Raw genomic sequence first — 17,120 nt, 5'->3', positions numbered from 1 at the left:
GTCACCGCGACCGTCCCCGTCGGAGCCGTTCCACTCGAAGCGGCCATCACCCCCAACGGCCTGTCCGTCTACGTGACCAACTCCGGCGACAACACCGTCAGCGTGATCAGCACCGCGACCAACACCGTCACCGCCACCGTCCCCGTGGGCACCGCGCCGGTTGGCGTTGCGGTTACCCCGGACGGTCTCCACGTCTACGTGGCCAATTCGGGTGATGGCACGGTCAGCGTCATCAGTACCGCGACGAACACGGTCACCACGACCGTCCCGGTCGGGGCCGCGCCCATCGATGCGGCGATTACCCCGAACGGTCTGTTCGTTTATGTGGCCCACTCGGGTGACGACACGGTCAGCGTGATCAGCACCGCGACCAACACCGTCACGGCCACCATCCCCGTGGGCACCACCCCGTTCGGCGTGGCTGTATCCCCTGATGGCCTGCACGTCTATGTGAGCAACCAGAACGACGACACGGTCAGCGTCATCAGCACCGCCACCAACACCGCCGCCCTGACGATCCCCGTCGGCGCGGCGCCGATCGGACTGGCAGTCACCCCGGACGGACTCCACATCTACGTGGCGAACAACGGCGACGACACCGTTACTGTCGCTGAGGCCGTTCCCTTCGCCACCACGACGACTCTCACATCGGCGCCCGACCCCTCCGTCTTCGGCCAGACCAAAATCCTTACCGCCACCGTGAGTTCCACCGCCGGCACACCCACCGGAACCGTCAGCTTCTTCGACGGCGCCACCCTCCTCGGCACCTCCCCCCTCACCGGCGGAGTCGCCACTCTCTCCGTATCCACTCTCAGCGTCGGCAGCCACAGCCTCACCGCCGTATACAGCGGAGACCCCAACTTCATCGGCTCCACCTCGCCCGTGGACACCCAGACCGTCACCACCGCGAGCACCAGCACAGTCCTGACCTCGGCGCCGGATCCTTCGGTGTTCGGTCAGCCCAAAACGTTGACCGCTACGGTCGCCGCTGTCCCGCCTGGGGGTGGTACGCCGACGGGTACGGTCAGCTTCTTCGACGGCGCCACCCTTCTGGGTACGGCCGTCCTCGTTGGGGGCGTTGCCACCCTGTCGGTATCCACCCTCAGCGTCGGCAGCCACAGCCTGACCGCGGTGTACGGCGGGAGTGGCAACTTCACCGGTTCCACCTCGCCGGTGGACACCCAGACGGTCACTACCGCGAGCACCAGTACCGTCCTGACCTCGGCGCCGGATCCTTCGGTGTTCGGTCAGGCCAAAACGTTGACCGCTACGGTCACTGCTGTCCCACCCGGGGCCGGGACGCCGACGGGTACGGTCAGCTTCTTCGACGGAGCCACCCTCCTGGGCACGAGCATCCTCATCGGCGGAGTCGCCACCCTCACCACCTCCGCGCTGAGCGTCGGCAGCCACAGCCTGACCGCCGTCTACAGCGGGAGCCCCAGCTTCACCGGCTCGACTTCGCCGGTGGACACTCAGACCGTCACTACCGCGAGCACCAGCACAGTCCTGACCTCGGCGCCCGACCCGTCGGTGTTCGGCCAGACCAAAATCCTGACCGCCACCGTCACCGCAGCCGCTCCCGGAGCGGGAACGCCGACGGGTACGGTGAGCTTCTTCGACGGCGCCACCCTTCTGGGTACGAGCCCCCTCGTCGGGGGAGTCGCCACCTTCTCCACGTCGACGCTGAGTGTGGGCGTGCACAGCCTGACCGCCGTCTACAGCGGGAACGGTAACTTCACCGGCTCGACTTCCCCGGTGGACACTCAAACGGTCACCGGTGCCGGCACGACCACGGTCCTGACGTCCACGCCCGATCCTTCGGTCTTCGGCCAGGCCAAGACCCTCACGGCCACGGTCGCCGCCGTCCCGCCCGCATTCGGGACGCCGACGGGCACCGTGAGTTTCTTCGATGGCGCGACTCTTCTGGGTACGAGCAGCCTCGTCGGGGGAGTTGCGACGCTCACGACGTCGACGCTGAGTGTGGGCGTACACAGCCTGACCGCCGTCTACAGCGGAGACCTCGTCTTCAACACCTCGACTTCGCCGATCGATACGCAGACGGTTGCCAAGGCGAACACCAGTACGTTGCTGACGTCGGCGCCGGATCCCTCCGTCTTCGGGCAGCCCAAGGTCCTCACGGCCGCGGTCGCCGCTGTCCCTCCCGGGAGCGGCACGCCGACGGGCACGGTGAGCTTCTTCGACGGCGCCACCCTGCTGGGCACCAGCGCCCTCATCGGCGGGGTTGCCACCCTCTCCGTATCCACCCTCACTGTCGGCAGCCACAGCCTGACCGCGGTCTACAGCGGCAGCGGTAACTTCAACGGCTCCGCCTCGCCGATCGACATGCAGACGGTCAGCAAAGCCAACACCAGTACGTTGCTGACCTCGGCCCCCGACCCGTCCGTCTTCGGCCAGGCCAAGGTCCTCACCGCCACGGTCACCGCCGTGCCGCCCGGGTCCGGGACGCCGACAGGCACCGTGAGTTTCTTCGACGGTGCCACTCTTCTGGGTACGGGTGTCCTTGTCGGGGGAGTTGCGACGCTCACGACGTCGACGCTGAGTGTGGGGGTGCACAGTCTGACCGCGGTCTACAGCGGGGACCTCACCTTCAACGCCTCCACCTCACCCATCGACACCCAGACGGTCACGGCGGCCAACAGCAGTACGGTGCTGACGTCGGCCCCCGATCCTTCTGTCTTCGGCCAGACCAAGACTCTGACGGCCACGGTCACCGCCGTCCCGCCCGGGTCCGGGACACCGACGGGCACCGTGAGTTTCTTCGAGGGAGCCACCCTTCTGGGTACGAGCACCCTCGTCGGGGGAGTCGCCACGCTCACGACGTCGACGCTGAGTGTGGGGGTGCACAGCCTCACCGCCGTCTACAGCGGAAACTTCGTCTTCACCACCTCCACCTCGCCCGTGGACATCCAGACCGTCACCAAGGCCAACACCGGCACCTTGCTGACGTCGGCGCCGGACCCGTCCGTCTTCGGGCAGGCCAAGATCCTCACCGCCACGGTCACCGCCGTGCCGCCCGGGTCCGGGACGCCGACAGGCACCGTGAGTTTCTTTGACGGTGCGGCCCTTCTGGGTACGGGCGTCCTCATCGGCGGAGTCGCCACCCTCACGACGTCCACGCTCGGCGTCGGTAGCCATAGTCTGACCGCGGTCTACGGCGGCAGCAGCATCTTCAACGGCTCGACCTCGCCGATCGACATTCAGACAGTCGTCAAGGCCAACACCAGTACGTTGCTGACCTCGGCCCCGGACCCGTCCGTCTTCGGTCAGGCCAAAATTCTCACCGCGACGGTCGCCCCGGTCGGGCCCGGGGGCGGGACACCGACCGGCACGGTCAGCTTCTTTGACGGTGCGACCCTTCTGGGTACGGGTGTCCTCATCGGCGGGGTCGCCACCCTCACCACCGCCACGCTCAGCGTCGGTAGCCACAGTCTGACCGCGGTCTACAGCGGCAGCAGCATCTTCAACGGCTCGACCTCGCCGATCGACATTCAGACGGTCGCCAAGGCCAACACCAGCACATTGCTGACCTCGGCTCCCGATCCGTCCGTCTTCGGACAGACCAAAATTCTCACCGCGACGGTCGCCCCCGTCGGGCCCGGAGGTGGCACAGCGACCGGAACCGTCAGCTACTTCGACGGCGCCACTCTCCTCGGCACCAGCACCCTGTCCGGCGGAGTCGCCACCTTCTCGGTGTCCACGCTCAGTGTCGGCACGCACAGCCTGACCGCGGTCTACAGCGGCAATAGCAGCTTCAACGCCTCCACCTCACCCATCGACATCCAAACGGTGATCTCCGGATCCACCGCGGCCACCCAGCTGACGGCTGCCCCGGCCACCGCCACCATCGGGCTCGACGCACAGGCCCATATTGCCAGCCTGTCAGCGACCTTGACCTTGCTGAGCTCCGGAGCTCCGGTGCCTGGTCAGACCATTACCTTCAGGGTGGGTACGACCGTTGTGGCGACTGCTGTCACCAACAGCAGTGGTGTCGCCACCCGCACGAACATCATCATCAGTCCGTCGGCCATCATCATTGCCGGCAGCCGCTATACGGCGACCTTCGCCGGTACGGCCGGTTTCGGACCGTCCACAGCGACGGCGGCTCTCGTTCTCGCCTGAGCGAGCCTGGCTCGTCGGCGGCCGGAGACGAATGAAGTCCCGGGGATCAGGACGCCAAACTCGGCAGTCCTGATCCCCGGCAGAACCCCGGCAGAACCCCGGCAGAACCCCGGCAGAACCCCGGCAGAACCCCGGCAGAACCCCGGCAGAACCCCGGCCCACGGCGCGGACGTGTCAGTCGACCCGGGCCGGCGTGTCAGCGAACCTCTTCGCCCACCTCGTCGCGGCCCGCGATGCCTTCCCGGCGGTAGCCCTCCCACAGGCGGCCTCCCGCCGGGGCCAGCACCTCGTCGACCAGGGCGACCAGTGCGTCCGTATGGCCGTCGAGGGCCGCGCGGACAGCGGCATTCAGCCGTTCGGGGAGCCCCGGGCGGGCGTCGGCCAGGCGGCGGGAGAGCCATTTGCCGCCGCCGAGCCATGCTCCGTCCGACAGAAGGATGAACTCGGCGGTGCGGCGGGCGAGTTCGGTGGTGATGAAGAGCCGCTCACTCGGGTCCGTGCAGCCCGCCAGGTCGTCCAGGAGGTCGGTGAGGGGGTAGCGGCGGTCGTCCAGTTCCGACGCCGTCGCCTTCGGCGGTCCGTCAGCGACCAGTTGGCGAGCGTGCTGCTGCAGGCGGGCGCCCGCGCCGTCGTGGTCGAGCAGCAGCGTTCCGGCCGCGCACATGAAGAGGAGAGGGCATCGGCGTTCGGGGATCTCGCGTTCCACATAGCCGTCCCAGCTGGACCGGGTGTGCACCAGGAGTTCGACCGGCCAGCCGGCGAAGCGCAGGCTTTCGCGGTAGGGGGCCGGGGCGCCGTCCAGCAGGACCACCATGTCCAGGTCGGAGTACGCCGTACGCCGGTGGGTGATCACGCTGCCGCCGAGGAACGCGGCGTACGCCTGAGGGTGGCGCTCGGCCACCAACGCCCTTGCCGCCAGGACCGGATCCGTCATCTCCATGCGTCAACTCTTCCAGTCGGGACGACGCCGTGCGCCTGGATTTCACGCCGGAGCGCCGAGGCGCGGTCATACGGCCGAATTCGAGCCGATTCAGGTCTGTTCCACGTCCTCCAGGGCTACCCTCGACACCTGACCTGCACAGTGTCCGAGAAAGGGAGGGATGCCGGTGACCCGGCAGGAACACTCGGTCAACCTCCCACTGCTGGAGCGTGAGCCCGAACTTGCCGCTGCGGCAAAGGCCGTTGACGCGCTGTGCGGCGAGCAGCGAGAGCCGCGAGAGCCGAGACAGGCGCCCTCCGGCGGGATCCTCGTCTACCGGGGCGCGGCCGGACTCGGCAAGACAGCGCTGCTCTCCGAAGTGCGCCGGCTCGCGGCCGGACGGTGCACGGTCTGGTCCGCCCGTGGCGGCGAGACCGTGACCTCCGTCCCCTTCCATGTCGTACGGCAACTGCTGCACCCCGCCCTGACGGCGAGTGAGCTGACGAATGAGCCGACGAGTGAGCTGACCCGCGAGCCGACGAGCGAGCCGGCCGACGAGCCCATGGACGCGCGCGAGCTGCTCGGTGACCGGTACGAGATCGTCGGCCCGGCGCTCGGCGTGGCCCCGCCCGGCGAGCAGCACGCCGACCCGCAGGGTGTCAGGGACGGACTGGACACCCTGGTCGTACGGCTCGCGGAGATGCGCGGCCCGCTCGTCCTCATCGTCGACGACGCGCAGTGGGCCGACCTGGAGACCCTCGCCTGGCTCGCGTCCTTCGCCCAGCGCCCGGTCGGCGGCCTCCCCGTCCTCGTCGTCATCGCGTACCGCACCGAGGAGGCCACCGGCGAGACCGAGCAGCACCTCCGGAGCCTCGGCTCGGCGGCCAAGCTGCTGGTGACACTGCGCGCGCTCACCTCCGAGGCCACGGCCGGCCTCGCACGGGCCGCGCTCGGTGAGCACGCGGACGACCCGTTCTGCCGCGAGGTGTGGGCGGTGACCGGGGGCAACGCGTACGAGACCGTCGAGCTGCTCGCCAAGGTGCGGGACAGCCGGCTCGACCCGGTCGAGGGCTCCGCCGGCGAACTGCGCGCCCTCGGTGCCTCGTCGCGCGGCAAGGGTCTCATCGCCCGGCTGGAGGAGCTGGGCACGTCCACCACCCGGTTCGCCTGGGCGGCCGCCATCCTCGGCACGGACATCTCACTCGATCTGGCGATCTCGCTGGCGGGCATGGGCCGTGAAGAGGCAGCCGAGTGCGCGGAACGGCTCCGTGCCGCGCGCATCCTCGTGGGTACGGACCCGCTGGAGTTCGTCCATCCGCTGATCGCCGGCGCCGTCTACCGCGCGATTCCGCCCGGGGTCCGCACCGCGATGCACGGCCTGGCCGCCTGGGCGGTCTCCCGGAGCGGCCGGGGAGCGGCGGCAGCGGCGCCGCATCTCCTGGAAGTGCATCCGGACGGCGACTCGGAGCTGGTCGAACAGCTCCGTGAAGCCGCGGCGGAACATCTCGCGGTGGGAGCGCCGGACGCCGCCCGCCGCTGCCTCGAACGTGCCCTGCTGGAGCCCCCGTTGGAGACGGTCCGGCCTCAGCTGCTGTACGAGCTGGGCTGTGCCACCCTGCTGACCTCACCGGCCACCACGGTCGGCCATCTGCGGGCCGCGCTCGACGCCCGGCGGCTCGACAACGCGCTGCGGGTGGATGTGGTGTTCCGGCTCGCGCAGGCCCTGACGCACAACAACCAGACCGGGGACGCCGCCCACGCGGTGGCCACCGAAGCCGCCCGCACCGAAGAGGGCCCCGCCAGGATGCGGCTCCAGGCAGCCCACTTCCTGTGGGAGGGGGTGCAGGTCATCGAGGACGACGGCCCGGAGCGTTCCCGGCGCCTCGCCGAGATGGCGGGCGGCCTCACCGGACGCGACAACACCGAACGCGTCCTGCTGATGCTGCGCGCCTTCGACGGTACGGCCCGTGGCGAGAGCGCCGAGGAGATCGTCCAGATCGGTGAACGCGCCTTGCTGAACGGCCGGCTGGCGCCCGGCGTCGGCTGGACCGACCCCGCGTGGGGCTTCGAACCCCCGTCCCTGCTCGGCCTGTCCTATGTCTTCGCCGACCGGCTCGACCAGGCGGAGAGCCTGTTCACCGAGGGGCTGCGGGCCTTCGAGATCTCCGGCTGGAGCGGCGGCCATCTGGCCTTCGCCCACGCTCTCGTCGGATACCTCCACCGCAGACGCGGCCGGCTCGTGGAAGCCGAGACGTATCTCCGTGAGAGCCTGCGCCTGGCGGACCGGGTCGGGAACGGCCTCCCGATGCACTGGAACGCGGCGTGCATGCTCCTCGACACGCTGCTCGCCCGCGGCCATGTCGCCGAGGCCCTCGAAACGGCGGAACGCTATGCGTTCATCACGCCCCGCGCCTCCTCGATCGCCATCCCCGACGCGCCCTCCGTACGAGGGAGGCTGCTGCTCGCCCTCGGCCGTACGAAGGAAGGCATCGCCGAACTGGAGTCGGGAGGTCAGGCGTTGACCGCTCGCGGACGGCACGGCACGGTCATGGCCCCCTGGGCGTGCGACCTCGCGCGGGCGGTCGCCGAGGAGGACCCGCGCCGCGCCGCCGAGCTCGCTTCGTACGCCCGTGACCGGGCCGAGCGCTTCGGTACGCACACGGCCATCGGCGTCGCCCTCTCCTGCGCGGCGTCCCTGGAGAAGGGCCCGGCCAAGGTCGAGCTGCTGGCTCAGGCCGTCGGTCATCTCGAAGCCTCGCCCTGTGCGTACGAACTCGCCGCCGCACGCGTCGAGTACGGCATCGCCACGGAGTCCCGGGCCGAACTGGCCCGCGGTCTGGAGCTGGCCGAGCGCTGCGGCGCCGACGGGCTGGCGGCACAGGCCCGTCAGGCGCTGGCCGCCGGCCGCTGAGCGGTACGCTCCACCGACGCCGACCGACTGCGCACCAGGCAACAGGAGACCAGGACCCTTGTCCCACAAGTTCGACCCGTCAGACCCGTCAGACCCGTCAGACCCGTCAGACCCGTCAGGCCGGCGCGACGGGCCCGATCGGCCCGGCTCCGCGGGCTCGGCCCTCGACGGAGGCGATCTGCGGGCCGACTGCGCGAACTGCTTCGGGTTGTGCTGTGTGGCCCTGACCTTCTCGGTCTCCGCGGACTTCCCGGTCGACAAGGACGCCGGGGAGCCCTGTCGCCATCTGCGGACGGACTTCCGCTGCGGCATTCACCGCACCCTCAGGCCGCAGGGCTTCCAGGGGTGCACGGTGTACGACTGTTTCGGCGCCGGCCAGAAGGTTTCTCAGATCACCTTCGGCGGGAAGGACTGGCGGCAGGCCCCGGAGAGCGCGGAGCGGATGTTCGCCGTACTCCCGGTCATGCGGCAGCTCCAGGAACTGCTCCGGTATCTGACCGAAGCGCTGTCGCTGGAGCCGGCCCGCCCGCTCCACGGCGAGATCCGCCACGCCCTGGACGAGACCGAACGCCTCACGCGGACCGATCCCGACACCCTGCTGGCACTGGACGTGGCGGCCCACCGAGGGGGCGTCAACACCCTCCTGCTGCGTACGAGCGAACTGACGCGGGCCCAGGTCAGGGGCAAGAAGAAGAACCGCAGAGGAGCCGACCTCTTCGGGGCGAAACTCAAGGGCGCCGACCTGAGAGGCGCCGATCTGCGCGGGGCGTATCTGATCGCCGCCGATCTACGGGGGGCCGATCTGAGGCTGGCCGACCTGATCGGGGCGGACTTCAGGGACACGGACCTGCGGGGCGCCGATCTGACCGGAAGTATTTTCCTCACCCAGGCGCAGGTCAACGCGGCGAAGGGCGACTCCGCCACCGGCCTGCCCACGTCGCTCATCCGGCCGGCTCACTGGTAGTCCTCTCGTCCGTACGGCGCCGAATCGAGCGCCGTACGAGAATGAGTCCGAGCGCCCCGAGGCCGGCCGCGCCGGTGAAGGCGACGGGCAAGACGTACCCCGGCCCCGACTCGGTCCGCGACACCGCCCCTGTGCCCGACACCGACGCCGTACGGTCGCCCTTGACGGTCGCGGGCTGCGCCGCGAGTGCGACGGGTGCGGTCCTCAGCGCCTTCACGATCGGGCCGGGACCAGGACCCGCCGGTGCGGCCAGCCTCGGCGGGGCGGGCGGGGGAGGCAACTGGAGCGAACCCACCGGAGTGACCCGGCCCGCGGCCTTGAAGCCCCAGTCCAGCAGCGTCCTGGCCTCCTCGTACACCGCCTGCGACCCGCCCCACTGCGGGTTCATCACCGTCACCAGCAGGGTGCGCCCGCCGCGGCGGGCGGCGGCGACCAGGGTGTAGCCGGCGTCCGAGGTGTAGCCGTTCTTGACACCGATCAGCCCCGGATAGGGCTCGACGCCGTCCTCACCGGTCAGCAGCCGGTTGGTGTTCTCGATGCCGAAGCTGTAGCCGTCGCCGGGGAACTCCGCGTCCCGGGTCGAGCTGTACCGCACGAACTCCGGGGAGGCGAGGCCCGTACGGCCGAAGACCGCCAGGTCGTACGCCGAGGACACCTGGCCGTGGGCGTCATAGCCGTCCGGGGACACGACATGGGTGTCGACCGCGCCCAGCAGCTTTGCCTTCTTCTGCATCTGAGAGACCGTCTGGTCCCAGCCGCCGTTCATCTCGGCGAGCACGCGTACGGCGTCATTGCCGGAGCTGAGGAAGACGCCCCGCCACAGATCCGCCACTCGGTACGAGAGCCCCGCGTCGATCCCCACCAGGCTGCTGCCGTCCCCGATGTCCTCGAGCTCGGACTCGGCGACGGTGTGCTGGGCCCGCTCGGGCAGCCGGGGCAGCGCGGTGACGGCGAAGAGTGTCTTGAGCGTGCTGGCCGGAGGCAGCTGGAGGTGGGCGTTGTCGGCGGCGAGAACATCACCCGTGCGGGCGTCGGCGACCAGCCAGGACAGGGCGGAGAGGTCGGTCGGCGGCGCGGGTGTGCCGCGCTTGGGCCGCGCCTGTGTCCCGGAGCGGTACAGCACCGATCGATCGACCGTGGCCGCGACCGAGGCGGCCGCCGGGGATCCGGAGGCCGCCGGTGACGGGGAGGAGCGGGCGGAGCCGGCCCGCGCCACCGGGGCCACGGAGGCCGCCGGAGCCGCGGGGGCGATCGTGGCAACGGTGGCCTCGGGCAGGCCCGGAGCCTGAGCGACCGGATCGGTTCGGGAATCCGCGGCGGCCGGTGGGGGCGCCGGCAGAAGGACCAGCAGGCCGGTGGCGAGAGCCACCGTCCCGGAGAACGCGGAGCGCATCACGGATCTGGTGATCATTCACTCAACTTAGGAACGGACCGCGTCCCCCGCACCGCCGCGTGAGCCGACCGGACGTATCCACGTCCTGCCCGGCCGGTCCGCTGCGCGCAGCTGACGCGCTAGCGCGAACGGGTGATATCGAGGCCCCCGGACGGTCGGCAACGGCCCCTCCAGCGCCGCCGGTACGGGCTTCGGCCGCCCGGAGAACGGCGCCCGCTCGACCGTGCTCCCGATACCGTCGGTGACGACCACCACCGGGCACCCGATCGGGTGATTTTCCGTCAGGCCGTCCCAGTCATGACGGGCTCACCGGTCGGCCGGCGCGGCGGCCGGATCCGAGCCCGGGTCGGGGCCGGCGCCGGTGCCCGAGCGGTCGCCAGGGCCGGAGCGGTCGCCAGGACCGGAGCCGGGGGCTGGCTCGGACATCGCCTCGGTGGCGATCACGCTGAGGAGCCTGAGCTTGTCGGCGGCCTCGCTGCCGGGCGCCGCGGAGTAGGCGGCGATACGGAGGTCGCAGCCCGGCACGGTGAGCGTGTCGCAGTCCACGGTCACCGCTCCGACATCCGGGTGATGGATGGTCTTGCTGTCACTGTCGAGGAAACCGACGATGTGGGAGTTCCACAGCTCGGAGAACCGGCCGCTGACCCGCCGCAGCTCGCTGATGAGGAAGCGCAGCCGCACGTCGGTGGGGTAGCTGACCGTCGTGGACCGCAGGTCGGCGACGATGGCCGCCTCGAACCGCGCCTCCTGCTCCGGGGTGTGGGTGATCCGGCTCGGCAGGCCCGCGAAGTGCTGCCAGGCGGCATTCCGGTCGCGCTCGGGCACCACCGTCGGATCCCCGACGAGCGCGGCCCACAGCGGATTCCAGGTGACCAGATTCCAAGCGGCGTCGTAGACGCTGAGCGGGGCCCCCGCCAGCTGGTCGAGCAGGCGCTGCATGCTGGGCGGAATATGGTCCGAGACATGCCCGAGGGAAGGCGGCGACTGCCCCGCGAGGAGAAACAGATGCCTGCGCTCGCCGTCGGACAGCCGCAGGGCACGCGACAGCGAGGTCAGGACCTGGACGGACGGCGAGGTCGCCTGCCCTTGCTCCAGCCGGACGATGTAGTCCACGGACAGGCCGGCCAGCTGGGCCAGCTCCTCACGCCGCAGCCCGGGCGCCCGGCGGGGCTCGCCCGCGGGCAGCCCGGCTTCGCCCGGTGCGATCCGGTCACGCCAGCGATGCAGGGCCGTGCCCAGCTCTCCGTGTCGGGTCATGCAGTCAGTATCAGCGCGTACGGCGACCACCGCTTGGTGCTGCTTGTCCAGGGAAAGAGGCGGGCTCTCCCGCCCGGTCCTCCGCGCTGCCGCCGCCGGGGCCACGGAGGGAACCGGCCAGCACGGCCGGAACCGGCAGCACGGGCGGCTCTCCCCGAGCGACGGGGCTCCTGCCCAGGTGAACACCGCTTTCGGCACGGGACATTGCGAGTCGACGCCAACCACACCCGTCCCGCCGTGATCCGGATTAACGTTGATCCCCACAGGTCGGGGAGCGGGGGGAGCGGGGCATGCTGGATCCCATTTCATTGACGGCGATCACCGCGGTGCTGGGCGCCGTAGGGACGGGGATGGCCAACGAGGCCGGGAAGTGGGCCTGGGAGTCGGCCGGCGGCCTCGTGCGGCGCATCGTGGGGCAGGAGGTGACCGCGCCCGCCGGGCGGGCCCAGCTGGAGGCAGTGGCGGAGCGGGTCCATGAGGCCGTGCGGACCGATCCGGCGCTCGCCCGTGCCTGGGCGGCGTTCGCCCGCACCGCGCCCGGCCCCGCCAGGGCGGACGGCATACCGGCTCTGCCCCCCTCCATACGGTTCTTCACGGACCGTCAGGGACCGATGAGGCTTCTGGAGAAGGAGGCCCTGCGCAAGGCGGACGGGCGGCCCAGGGTCGCGCTGGTCCATGGGCCCGAGGGCATCGGCACCAGCGCCCTCGCCGTGCACTGGGGGTGCCGCGAAGCGGCTCGTTTCCCGGAGGGGCAGGTGTACGTCGATCTGCGGGGCGCCTCGGCGGGGACCGCCCTCGACACCGCCACGGTGCTGCGGAGTCTCCTCGTCCAGCTGGGGATGCGGCAGGACGAGATACCGCAGAGCGCGGCGGAGCGGCGCGAAGACTTCCGGCGCTGTGTCATGGACCGGCGGCTTCTCGTCGTGCTCGACCACGCCCACTCGTCCGCGCAGGTCCAGCCGCTGCTCACCGCCGCACCCGGGGTGTTCACCGTCGTGGTCGCGCGGCGTCCGCTGCCCGGTCTGGACGCCGTACCGGTCCCGGTCGGACCGCTGTCCGACAAGGACGCGCGACGGCTGCTCACCGACCTCGCGGGGCGGCCGGTCCTGGACGCGGCCCGTGCCGTACTGCCGCGCGTCCTGGAGCGGTGCGCCGGCTCGCCGTACGCCCTGCGGGCCGCCGCGCCGCGACTGTCCGAGCCGCACCGGCTGGAGGAGGCACCCACCGTGTCCGGGAGCGACCCCGTCCGTACCGCCGCCGAGGGCGTGTACCGCGAGCTGGAGCCGGCCGTCGCCCGGGTCTACCGGCTGATGTCGCTGCGCGAGTGGCCCGCCTTCGGTGCCGCGGTCGTCGCACACACCGCGGGCATACCGGAGGCCGAGGCCGTCCGCGTGCTCGGCGAACTCGCCGACCGGCAGCTGCTGGAGCGCACGGACATCGACCGCTACCGCTATCGTCCCGCGGTCCGCGGCCACGCCGAGGAGGCCGCCTTCCGCCAGGACGGCATCGCGGCCTGCGCGGCGGCCACGACCGGCACGGTGCGGTGGTATCTGCGCTTCGCGGTCCTGGCGCGGCTCGCCGCCCTCCCGCAGAGCTGGGGGATCGGCCCGCTCTACGACGAGTTGGCGCAGCGCCCCGGCCCGTACGGGAACGAGGGCGAGGCGCTGGCCGCCCTGCGGGCCGAGCTGGGCAATCTGGTCCAAGCGGTGTACGCGGCAGAGGAGTTCGGCCAGCCGGACTCGGTCTATCAGCTGTGCCAGGCCCTGTGGCCGCTCCAGCTCAAGGCGGGGCATCACGACGAACTCCTCCCGGCCCTCCGGGCGGGTGCACGCGTCGCCGACGCCCACCACCCGGGATCCAGGATGGCCGGGCGGATGCACCTGCTGCTGGCTCTGGATCTGATCGAGCTGCGCCGGTGGGAGGAAGCCGAGTCCGAACTGACCGCCGCCGCACGGGCCGAGGAACTGTCCGAGCATCTGCGCGGCCATGCCTCGGCCGTCGAGTCGCTCGGCCTGCTGCGGCTGCGGCAGTGGCGCTTCCAGGAGGCGTACGAGTGCTTCAACCGGGCATCCGCCATCCTCGGCGGGATCGGCCCGGGGGACGAGGGCGAGCGTGATCTGCCCCGCGCCCATGCCCTGCTGGAGCGGCACCGGGGGCGGGCGCTGCGCGGCCTCGGCCGTTTCCCCGAGGCCCGGGAGCGGCTGGAGACCGCGCTGCGGTTCTTCCGCGCCAGCGCGGAGTCGTACAACACGGCCAGGACGCTCACCGACCTCGCGGAAACACGTCTCGACGCGGGGGACGCGGGCGGTGCGCTGCCGCTGATCGACGAGGCGACGGCCGCGCTCGACCAGGAGAAAGCCGCGTATCACCTCGCTCATCTGCGGGGCCTGCGCGAGCGCTGCCTCAGCGCGTCGGAGGGGCCGGAGTGACCGACACCCGGTGTGCGCAGGCGCCGGTCCGTACGGTCATCCCGGCCGCTGACAGATCCTCCGGGGCCTTGCCCGCGGCCAGCCAGGCGTGCAGGGCGGAGGCGTACGCGGCGGGGTCGGCCGGGTCGGCGGCCGCGGGATCGCCGGCGAGCCGCAGGAGCTCGCCGTTCCTGGTGCGTACGGTGCAGCTGCCGGCACCCGTGACATAGGCGGCGAGGGCACAGTGCGGATGGCGGGCCAGCACCTCGGCCGTCCACTGCTCCGGGGTGCCGAACCGGACGTCGTCCGGTGCGCCGTCCCGGTAGATCACATCGGCCAGGGCGAGCCGGCCCGGGTCCAAGGTGTCCTCGTGGACGGCCGTATGCGCGTCCCCGTCTCCCGCCGGCTCGGACCGCGGGTCCGCGTAACGGCTCAGCTCGATCTCGCCCGTCCCCAGCAGCCGGGTCACCACCCGCATCGGGGCTGTCCGCGACACCGGTTCATGGGGAGGGAGCGGCAGTGGGTCCAGCAGGGCGGGTTCCGCCGGCTCGGGGATACCGATCAGCTGGTAGAAGTGGCGGCGCAGCAGCGCCGCCGCCGCGCCCGGAGCCGACGAGACCAGCTCCGCCGGATCCGGCAGTGGGCGGTGCCCGGCCAGGAGCGTGTCCAGTTGGGCCCGGAGCGGGACGTACGGCGAGAGCCGGGGCGCCTGCCGTACGAACGCGGCCACCGGCGACCCCGCGTCGAGGCCGTCCGACGGCGCCGTCCCCATCAGTACGGGGGTGCCGAGCGCGGCCGCGTAGTAGCTGACCGATCCGCCGTCCCCGATGACCACATCGGCCGCGATGAGCGCCTGGCGCCATCCCTCCAGCGGATCCACCAGGGTCAGGCCGCCCCGCCGGGCCCGGTCCAGCCAGGCGCGGATCTGTCCGGGGCCGTGACCGTGCCAGATATTGGGGTGCAGTACGGCCGCCGGCCGGTATTCGTCCGCGGGCAGCTCAGCGGTCAGCCGCGGCAGCAGCGACGGAAGTACGTCCTCTCCGCCACCGTCCCCGAAGAGGGAATCCGGGTTCCAGGTGGAATTCAGCAGGACGAGCCGCTGCCCGCGCCGCACGTCGAGGGCGCGGCGGAAGCGTGCGCGGTACGGCAGGGCCGCCAGCATCCGGTCGAAGCAGGGGTCACCGGCGAGGACGGCGGTGGGGGCGGCTTCCGGGCACGCGGCGCGCAGCCGTTCCAGCTGTTCCGGGTGGGAGAGGACCAGCGCGTCCGCGACGGGGGAGCCGTCCGCGAGGAGCCACTCGCGGGAGAGCCCGAAGACGGGCGGTGGTGCGGCGCCGGGCGAAAGGCGACCGGTGTCCGGTGTCCGGTGTCCGGTGTCCGGTGTCCGGTGTCCGGTGTCCGGTGTTGCTAGCCTCTTATTGTATCCGGTGCCGTGGGAAAGCACGGTCAACTTGCCGCAAATTCGCTGAAGTTGACCGCCGAAGCTGGCCGAGATCGCCAGATCCACCGGAAGGCCGACCGCCTGCTCCCACGGCAATACCGGCACACCGGTCTCCGCCAGCAGCTCGGCCACCCCCGATCGGAAGGGCGAAGAGCCGGTGCAGGTGGCGAGGAGCTGCACGCGCAGGTCGTCACGGAACAGCGGCAGGACATCCAGCAGCCGGGTCGCCGAGGTCACGTTGTGCACGACGAACAGCACCCGCCGGCACCGCCCCCGGGTCGCCCACCGCGCCGCGTCGGCCCCCACCGGCACGCGTATGTACCCGCCGTGGCCCCCGTCCACCGTTCGCCCGCCCCCGCTTCACCGCACCGCCGCCACCTGTGACGGCCACGATAACCACACCGCTGTACGGCGGTGTGAGCGGACCAGAGGGCGGTCCGCCGTGGGGTCAGTGAGCCGACTCCAGCTGGTCCCACCACCAGGAGATCGTGGGGATCGGAAGCGGCTCCAGGCTGTCGTCGGCCGGATGATGCTTCCACCACCCGCCGGGCGCCGCCTCCGGCCCCGACGGAACGGAGTAGCGGGGGCAGACCGACGCCCAGTCGAGATGGCCCCGGACGAAGTGGCTCAGCCCCTCGACGTACTGGCGCAGACCGTCGTCCGCCTCCTTCAGCACCTGCGCGGCGAGCCGGTCGAAGAGCACCATGACGCGGTCCCGCATCGCCACGGCCTGCACGAGGGCGTGGTGCGGATCGCAGCCCTGCTCCTGGCACAGGACGTCGATCAGATTGAGGTTGTCGTCGGCCCGCAGCAGTTCCTTGTCGCGGGAGTAGAGGTCGTTGTCCCAGCTGACGAGGGTCCAGGTGATCTCGGTGAGGGCGCGTACCCGGGGATCGTGCAGATCCTCGTCCGCCACGGAGAAGCCGCCGACCACCTCCATCAACGCGATGCACGGCGCCATCCCTATGGACCGCATCCACAGCGTGACGTAGTCATCGAGCGAGGGCAGCGCGGGGTTGCGGCGCCAGGACGCCTCCCATACCAGCCCCGAGGTGTAGACGCGCATCCCGTCCGTCAGACGGTGCAGCTGGCGTGGCGAGGCGAATCGTTCCAGCTCCAGGCGGAACCCGCGCAGCGCGGCCGTGTGGGGTGAGTCGCCGGAGGAGTCCGAGGCGGGGGCCTCGATGGCGCGCATGAGACGCGAGGTCTCCTGGGCCAGCAGATCCGCCGTGGCCCCCGACTCGTCGCACACTCCGTCGTCGAGCGAGAAGAGCACGGCGAGGAACTTGGTCATCAGGATGAGCGGTTCGAGCTGTCCGTACGGCATCGCCGAGGCGGCGAGGCCACCGAAGTCGCAGAGGGTGAGGCGTTCGAGCTGATGCTCGTCGGTGTCGAGCCGCTGGGCGAGCATCCATCGCACGGCCTGGTCGTTCAGGAGGTCGGCGGACGGATGTCTGGCGGGTGGTACGGGGCAGTAGAACGGCACAGCCGGAAGCCGGCGGACCAAGCTCTGTTCCGAGACACAGGTCATGATCGGCCTCCAGGCGCGACAAGGTGCGGTTCCGTTTGGAGCGTATATGCCGGTGACGGTTCGTCAACAACTATGCAAATGGACAATGCATGGCCGAAATTGACTGATTTTGATCAGAGTTGGTCACCGTGCGGGGGCGCGTCGACCTGAGGGCCC

9 protein-coding genes are annotated in these 17,120 nt (G+C 71.1%); 4 read left to right on the top strand and 5 right to left on the bottom strand.

Annotated features, from left to right (window positions below):
- Window positions 1–4,140, top strand: a 4,140-nt coding sequence (locus ACZ6MZ_RS26470; protein WP_469354738.1) for an Ig-like domain repeat protein, incomplete at its 5' end; no start/stop codon positions are given.
- A gap of 196 nt (window positions 4,141–4,336) precedes the next feature.
- Here ACZ6MZ_RS26470 and ACZ6MZ_RS26465 read toward each other — a convergent pair.
- The gene (locus ACZ6MZ_RS26465) at window positions 4,337–5,074 is read right to left on the bottom strand and encodes a nucleotidyltransferase domain-containing protein (protein ID WP_469354780.1); all 738 of its coding nucleotides are present in this window, start codon (window positions 5,072–5,074) and stop codon (window positions 4,337–4,339) included.
- 166 nt (window positions 5,075–5,240) lie between these two features.
- On the opposite strand from ACZ6MZ_RS26465, the gene ACZ6MZ_RS26460 reads away from it, so the two are divergent.
- Together ACZ6MZ_RS26460 and ACZ6MZ_RS26455 are read left to right on the top strand one after the other, a co-directional pair.
- Window positions 5,241–7,970, top strand: coding sequence for an ATP-binding protein (locus tag ACZ6MZ_RS26460; RefSeq protein WP_469354736.1), 2,730 nt, complete (start codon window positions 5,241–5,243; stop codon window positions 7,968–7,970).
- A 208-nt stretch (window positions 7,971–8,178) separates the two neighbouring features.
- Window positions 8,179–8,934, top strand: coding sequence for a pentapeptide repeat-containing protein (locus ACZ6MZ_RS26455; protein WP_469354778.1), 756 nt, complete (start codon window positions 8,179–8,181; stop codon window positions 8,932–8,934).
- On the opposite strand, the gene ACZ6MZ_RS26450 is transcribed toward ACZ6MZ_RS26455, so the two are convergent.
- Window positions 8,912–10,345 carry a D-alanyl-D-alanine carboxypeptidase family protein gene (locus ACZ6MZ_RS26450; protein ID WP_469354735.1) on the bottom strand — a complete coding sequence of 478 codons (1,434 nt, stop codon included), beginning with the start codon at window positions 10,343–10,345 and terminating at the stop codon, window positions 8,912–8,914. The genes ACZ6MZ_RS26455 and ACZ6MZ_RS26450 overlap by 23 nt on opposite strands.
- A gap of 288 nt (window positions 10,346–10,633) precedes the next feature.
- A complete protein-coding gene (locus ACZ6MZ_RS26445; RefSeq protein WP_469354733.1) occupies window positions 10,634–11,584 on the bottom strand; it encodes a helix-turn-helix transcriptional regulator in 951 nt (316 codons plus the stop codon).
- A gap of 290 nt (window positions 11,585–11,874) precedes the next feature.
- Here ACZ6MZ_RS26445 and ACZ6MZ_RS26440 point away from each other — a divergent pair, with 290 nt between their 5' ends.
- The gene (locus ACZ6MZ_RS26440) at window positions 11,875–14,013 is read left to right on the top strand and encodes a tetratricopeptide repeat protein (RefSeq protein ID WP_469354731.1); all 2,139 of its coding nucleotides are present in this window, start codon (window positions 11,875–11,877) and stop codon (window positions 14,011–14,013) included.
- Here the strand turns inward: ACZ6MZ_RS26440 and ACZ6MZ_RS26435 are convergent.
- Both ACZ6MZ_RS26435 and ACZ6MZ_RS26430 read right to left on the bottom strand, forming a co-directional pair.
- Entirely contained in the window at window positions 13,988–15,775 is a 1,788-nt protein-coding gene (locus tag ACZ6MZ_RS26435) for a hypothetical protein (protein WP_469354729.1), read from the bottom strand. The two genes, ACZ6MZ_RS26440 and ACZ6MZ_RS26435, sit on opposite strands and share 26 nt — an antisense overlap.
- Window positions 15,776–15,881: 106 nt before the next feature.
- Entirely contained in the window at window positions 15,882–16,964 is a 1,083-nt protein-coding gene (locus ACZ6MZ_RS26430) for a terpene synthase family protein (RefSeq protein ID WP_469354727.1), read from the bottom strand.
- Between the last annotated feature and the right edge of the window lie 156 nt (window positions 16,965–17,120).

This window comes from Streptomyces sp. NPDC042201, from assembly GCF_055582185.1.
The sequence above is the reverse complement of the archived record's forward strand: the minus strand, read 5'-3'. Positions and strand labels throughout refer to the sequence as shown.